The sequence below is a fragment of the Mesorhizobium sp. P3_A9 genome (assembly GCF_056402975.1).
In genome coordinates this window covers 1-5,387 of sequence record NZ_JBFUGJ010000383.1, presented here as the reverse complement: position 1 = coordinate 5,387, position 5,387 = coordinate 1, and the positions used below count along the sequence as shown (strand labels likewise).

General features: G+C 58.3%; 6 protein-coding genes and 1 pseudogene. 5 read left to right on the top strand and 2 right to left on the bottom strand.

Annotation, left to right across the window (positions count from 1 at the left end; translation table 11 throughout):
• The coding region (locus tag AC1DX0_RS30490) for a hypothetical protein (protein WP_477358140.1) at window positions 1-287 on the top strand (287 nt) is incomplete at its 5' end.
• 2 nt (window positions 288-289) lie between these two features.
• Window positions 290-622, top strand: a complete 333-nt coding sequence (locus tag AC1DX0_RS30485; RefSeq protein WP_477223797.1) for a hypothetical protein — start codon at window positions 290-292, stop codon at window positions 620-622.
• A gap of 62 nt (window positions 623-684) precedes the next feature.
• On the opposite strand, the gene AC1DX0_RS30480 is transcribed toward AC1DX0_RS30485, so the two are convergent.
• Window positions 685-1,554 carry an alpha/beta fold hydrolase gene (locus AC1DX0_RS30480; RefSeq protein WP_477223798.1) on the bottom strand — a complete coding sequence of 290 codons (870 nt, stop codon included), beginning with the start codon at window positions 1,552-1,554 and terminating at the stop codon, window positions 685-687.
• Window positions 1,555-2,024: 470 nt separating this feature from the next.
• On the opposite strand from AC1DX0_RS30480, the pseudogene AC1DX0_RS30475 reads away from it, so the two are divergent.
• The 3 genes and pseudogenes from AC1DX0_RS30475 (at window position 2,025) to AC1DX0_RS30465 (ending at window position 4,720) form a co-directional block, all read left to right on the top strand.
• Window positions 2,025-3,676 (top strand): annotated as a pseudogene (locus tag AC1DX0_RS30475) (alpha,alpha-trehalose-phosphate synthase (UDP-forming)).
• 349 nt (window positions 3,677-4,025) lie between these two features.
• Complete coding sequence (locus AC1DX0_RS30470; protein WP_477223799.1) at window positions 4,026-4,274, top strand: DUF7662 domain-containing protein; 249 nt, start codon at window positions 4,026-4,028, stop codon at window positions 4,272-4,274.
• The gene (locus AC1DX0_RS30465; RefSeq protein WP_477223800.1) at window positions 4,274-4,720 is read left to right on the top strand and encodes a hypothetical protein; all 447 of its coding nucleotides are present in this window, start codon (window positions 4,274-4,276) and stop codon (window positions 4,718-4,720) included. Before AC1DX0_RS30470 ends, AC1DX0_RS30465 begins: the two co-directional genes overlap by 1 nt.
• 320 nt (window positions 4,721-5,040) lie before the next feature.
• On the opposite strand, the gene AC1DX0_RS30460 is transcribed toward AC1DX0_RS30465, so the two are convergent.
• The gene (locus AC1DX0_RS30460) at window positions 5,041-5,325 is read right to left on the bottom strand and encodes a DUF982 domain-containing protein (RefSeq protein WP_477223801.1); all 285 of its coding nucleotides are present in this window, start codon (window positions 5,323-5,325) and stop codon (window positions 5,041-5,043) included.
• Window positions 5,326-5,387: the final 62 nt, after the last annotated feature.

Genomic DNA, 5,387 nt, shown 5'->3' with positions numbered 1-5,387 from the left:
GGATAGTAGCCCAGTTGAGACAAGGTAAGCCCCCAAGGATCATCGCCGTCGAGATCGGCTCGATTGCGCTGGCGCGCCGCTTGGGACCGCTCCCCGAACGCTGGATGGTCATTCTGGCCGCCAAGCTGGGCGGCCAACGCCATGCCAAGCCTCATCGGGTGGCATGGAGCAAGGTTCGCGAGATCGGCCTAGACATCGAGTTCGATATCGATGTGCGCAAGACTGCGATTTTTGGCTGGCAGGACTGGTTGCGCGACCACATCGTCGGAAGGATTCCGGGAGCTTGACGATGGCAACCGCAAATCTCGACCGATTGGCTGGCCGGCGGGTCTTCTCAAAAGAGGGTCATTGCATAGGCCATCTGGAAGAGATCGTCGCCGAGGCAGACGGCGACGAACTTGTCGTCAAGGAGTATCATATCGGTATTTTCGCGGCGTTCGAGCGTCTGTCCGCCTCGTCAATTGGCACGGCCCTCCTCGACCTGGTTCGGCTGCGCCATCGCAAAGGGATCTATCGGATTCGGTGGGACAAGCTCGACATTTCCGACCCCGTGCGGCCGATCCTTCGCTGTTCGGAGCAGGAACTCGCAACAATGCAAGCCAGCTTTCGGGTCAAACGCTGAGGCTCGGTCACTGGTCAGTCGAGCTGCAGAAGATCAGATAACCGGCACGCGTCGGGCATCGATCAACTGATTTCATTTTGAAGAAAGGCCTTGAACGCTGCTGCGAGAGCAGCTGGATTTTCTTCGGCGACGTGGTGCCCACTCTTGATCCCAAAGCCGCAAACGTCGTCGGCCCAGTGCTTCCAGATTGCGACCGGATCCCCATAGATCTGCTCCAAGTCATCGTCGATCGACCAGAGGCAGAGCATCGGACAGCGCACTTTTCGGCCGGCGCTTCGATCATCACGGTCATGGCGATGATCGATCCTGATACCTGCGCGATAGTCTTCGACCATCCCATGCACGATAGCAGGATCGCGGATGAACGATGCCAACTCGTCATAGGCGTCTCGTCCCATCTCATCTGGCCGCAGGGCGCTGTACCATGCCAGTGGGTCTGCCAGGATGGCCCGCTCCGGCTTCTCGGGTTGAGCGAAGAAGAACCAGTGGTACCAATCGCGGGCGAATTTCCAGTCGGCACGTTCCAGATGCTCAATAATCGGCAACCCATCCACGGTAATCAGCTTTCGCACCAGACCGGTATGGTCCATTGCCATTCTGAAAGCGACCAGACTGCCACGATCGTGACCGGCGACGGAAAAGGTGTCGTGCCCCAACCTTTTCATAACCTCCACCAGCGCCGCGGCCTTTGCCCGCTTGGATGAGAACTTGCTTTCCGGGTCGTCCGGCGGCATGTAGGAGCGCCCGAAGCCTGGAAGGTCGGGGCATACGATCCTGAAATCTGCTGACAGCAGGTCTGCGACTTGGCCCCAAGTCATATGCGTGCGGGGATGGCCATGGATCAGAAGCACAGGCGGCCCAGATCCCCCGTGCCGAAGTCGTATCGGCCCGCACCCGGTTTCCACCATTTCGAGCGCGAAATTTTCGAACATATACCATCCTCAACCAGCTATGAGCTTACAAACCCTCTCCGCGTGAATTGGTTCATGACGATCGGAAACGCGACTGTCCGCGACGTTGGGAGGGAGTCTGTCGCGTCAGAACTATCGGAAAGCACGGAGCCTGCAACACTTCCTGGAGACGATGGAGGGTTGTAAGCCACGGCAAAGCCGTCCACCGGTAGCATCAAGGGATGGACAAGCTGGCCGGGTGTCGATGGCGCTCTCAGACGGATAACCGCTACGGCATGTGAATTACCGAACGAGCACCCCGAACTAGCCCTTGTTGTTCCGCTCCTTGCCTTTGTGGTTTGCCCATCACGGAGAGGAGTGCCGTTGCCTCGTCGATCGGCTTGGTCTTATCGCGTTGGCCGATTTGCCTGTCTGGTATCTACTGCACCTCTCCTGGCCGAGCGGCTGAACAAAGCCGCTTTGAACAAGATGCCTTGCAGCCGACACCACAGGTGTCCTTGGTGATCGAGGCCGAGCTGGTCAATGCAGTCGATCGTCGATGGGTTGTCGAAATCAGAACTCTTGGCCAGGGCGATCTGGGCGTTTTCACGACGTGGAACAATCGCGATAGCAGACCGTTCCCAAGCGAACTTGCCAGGTTAGGATTCCTCTTGTTGCAGCGATCAAATGAAAACCACAGAGAGCATCCGCAAACGGCTGGCAGTTCCAGCGGGAGTGAGACTTTACGGGGCGCGGAAAAGCACCCAGACGACAATGCCGAACCCCGTCGGTTGGTTGTTGTCTCGAATAGGCTCGGGAACATTCGCGACCTGTCGCAAGCCGGAGGCCTCGCGGTTGGGGTCGCGGATGCGTTGGCCGAGCGTGGAGGTCTCTGGTTGGGGGCAAGCGACGAGCATCGAGATACGGCTCCGGGCGACGAACCCCTCATTCACCTTGAACGCCTGGGAAGGATCGAGACAGCCGCACTCAGCCTGCCGCGCGAGGCATACTCCCTCTACTACAACGGCTACGCCAACAGTACGCTGTGGCCACTTTTCCATTACCGCCTCGACCTGGTGGATCATCGCAGCGAATTTCTTCACGCCTACAGGCAGATCAATGCGCGCTTCGCCCAGGCGCTTGCACGATTGCTGACGGGCAACGACGACCTGGTCTGGATCCACGACTATCATCTTATCCCGCTTGCTGCCGAGCTGCGGCGGCTCGGATTTGGGAATCGGATCGGCTTTTTCCTCCACATCCCGTTCCCGCCTCCTGACCTGTTTGTCGCCACATCGGACCATGAAGAACTAATCGCTGACCTGCTTCAGTACGATGTTCTGGGTTTCCAAACCGAGACCGACGTGACGAATTTCCGCCGCTCCGTGTGGGCGACAAATTCGATCACCTTCGACAACAATGACGCGGCGGAGGCCAATGGCCGGACCGTTGTGTCGCGGAGCTTTCCGATAGGCATCGATGTCGGCGCGTTCGCACGCATGGCTAACGAGGCGTCGCAGGATGTGCAGATTGATTCCATGCGTCGCCAGATTCTGGGTCTTAAACAGATCATCGGCGTCGACCGGCTGGATTACTCCAAAGGATGCCCGGCCGCATGCAAGCCTTCGCGCGGCTTCTGGAAAGATATCCCGAACATCAGCGGGCGGCTACATATTTGCAAATTGCGTCGCCCACGCGAGAAGAGGTCGGTGCTTACGCCGAAATAAGGGCACAGCTCGAGGCGACCGCCGGCTCTGTGAACGGTAAGTACGCGGATCTGGCTTGGACACCGATCCGCTACATTCACCGAGCCGTACCACGCTCGCGGCTGGCTGGCCTGTTACGCGCCAGCCAGGTCGGGCTGGTGACGCCCTTGCGTGATGGAATGAACCTCGTCGCAAAGGAATTCATAGCCGCCCAGGACCCGGCCGATCCCGGAGTGCTTGTATTGTCGCGTTTTGCGGGCGCCGCTGAAGAGCTTGAGGAAGCGCTGATCGTAAATCCCTATTCGATCGACGACGTTGCTGACGCTATCGCCAAGGCGCTCGCGATGCCCCTTGAGGAAAGAATTGAGAGGCACGGTGCACTGCTCACGCGCATCAGCCGCAATGACGCAGCAGAATGGCGCCGATCATTTCTCGCTGCGCTCGCGGACGAGAGCTAGCGCCCGTTTCTACCGACTTGTCTCCGGCAAGGTGGGCACTGGCTGCCCGGGTCTGACACCCGGGCACACGCAGCAGGGATCAGTTCGGAAAGCCTAGGGCAAGGCGTCTAAACGATTGGGAGGGAACATCAGGAGTCGTAAGTTCAGGATCAAAGCATCCACGACGGACACATGGTCATGACTGACATATTGCTAGAGTTGCTCGAGGAGGTGGCTGCACTGCTCCCGGTTTTTGCACCCGCGTACGCGATACCCGAAAGGCCCCCAACTTCCCCAACAACCTCGAGCCAGTGATACGGGCTGAACCATCCGAGCCCGGAGCGCAAGACAAACTTGTGAGGCCGAGGCGATGACAAGATATGAGCCTTGGCGGAGCTTATTGGAAACGCTGGGCGCGCCAGAGATTGTCATCATTTTCGAGCAGTTGGATGAAACCGTGCCCTTACCCAAGGCGGCCCATATAGATCCACAGTGGTGGTCAAGCGGCCGGACTGGCAAGCGAACGGTCCAAGCCGAAGCCTGGCATCAGGCTGGGTTCGAGGTCCAGGCTGATTTACAGGGCAAAGTGGCTACATTCAGGAAAATGAAGCACAAGTAATGCGGCTCAAATTGCGCCCGTCCGCGATTGCTGAAACTTCGCCAAGGGCTGGGGGCGGTGACCTACCGCTCATCGCCCTGGCTGGTGACTGCAAAGGGCAGCTCAGATTGGCGTTTTTCGCTGCTCACGAACTTGTCCTGTTTCAGGTTCAACCGCCGCCGTTGGAGAGACACGAGTTTGAACAGCCGACGACGAGCATGTCGCTCCTGAACTGTTTGAAGGAACCTAATTCTTCCGGCGTTGTTACGCGATCGGACATACGAAAGGAGCCGCCGAAATCATCTCGTGATATGCCTGGACCAACGCCTCGCAAGGACACCGGTAAGGATACCCGGGAGGCCGTACTCAAAACGCCTGACAAAACGATCGACTGGGATCACGACGATGTGCATGGCGATGGCGACACCATTGGGATGGAGCCTGAGCAGGGGATTGATTCAAAATAGCAATCGCGGTCGGCAGTTTTTCGCCTTGTCTAGGATGTCGGACTGAGCCGCTTGGCAGCTAAATACATCAATGCGGAAGCGGCGCGCGTTCGGTTCCAACCGGCCTGCTCTGCTCGGTTAACTAGCTCGTCAACATGTGGCGCCAAGGCGTCCTGGCACTCAGCGTCGTACCGGGTCGCGGTTACCTCTCGGACAGGTGGTGTAATTGGCGTTTCGTTTGTCATGAATGTGCTCGTGGAAAGCTGGGAATGTTGGCTTCGGGTTGGACGTAGGGCAAGAGGCGGCCACCTCACAAGGTAGCCGCCATCTTCGATGCAGTTTCATACGTAGCTGGGTGTCGGCTTAGGGTGAGGTGAGGGCACGTTGCCTTCTTCCAGCAGAATGTCCTTCTTGCGAGCGAACGCGACGAAAATGCCTCGGGCAGTCTCTAGGTCAACATCCCCAACTAGTGCGGCCTTGCAGGCTCGCACGGCCGCTTTCTGTTCAGGGCTGTTGCCGCACCATTCCATAGCAAACTGATAGGCATCGGCGACTGTGTTGAGTTGGCGAGGAAAGCCTAATCCAACCCACACGCGGATCGGCGTATCAAACGGTTTCGAAAGCATCTCGAACTGCCTCCTTCGCACCCTTCAAGCGACCAACCCGCCGCCTCGACCCCGGTTGTCCG

Excerpts from the sequence above, each read along its gene's own strand:
- AC1DX0_RS30470 (WP_477223799.1), top strand. The coding sequence starts at position 4,026 with ATGACAAGATATGAGCCTTGGCGGAGCTTATTGGAAACGCTGGGCGCG.
- AC1DX0_RS30465 (WP_477223800.1), top strand. The coding sequence starts at position 4,274 with ATGCGGCTCAAATTGCGCCCGTCCGCGATTGCTGAAACTTCGCCAAGG.
- AC1DX0_RS30485 (WP_477223797.1), top strand. The coding sequence starts at position 290 with ATGGCAACCGCAAATCTCGACCGATTGGCTGGCCGGCGGGTCTTCTCA.
- AC1DX0_RS30480 (WP_477223798.1), bottom strand. The coding sequence starts at position 1,554 with ATGTTCGAAAATTTCGCGCTCGAAATGGTGGAAACCGGGTGCGGGCCG.
- AC1DX0_RS30460 (WP_477223801.1), bottom strand. The coding sequence starts at position 5,325 with ATGCTTTCGAAACCGTTTGATACGCCGATCCGCGTGTGGGTTGGATTA.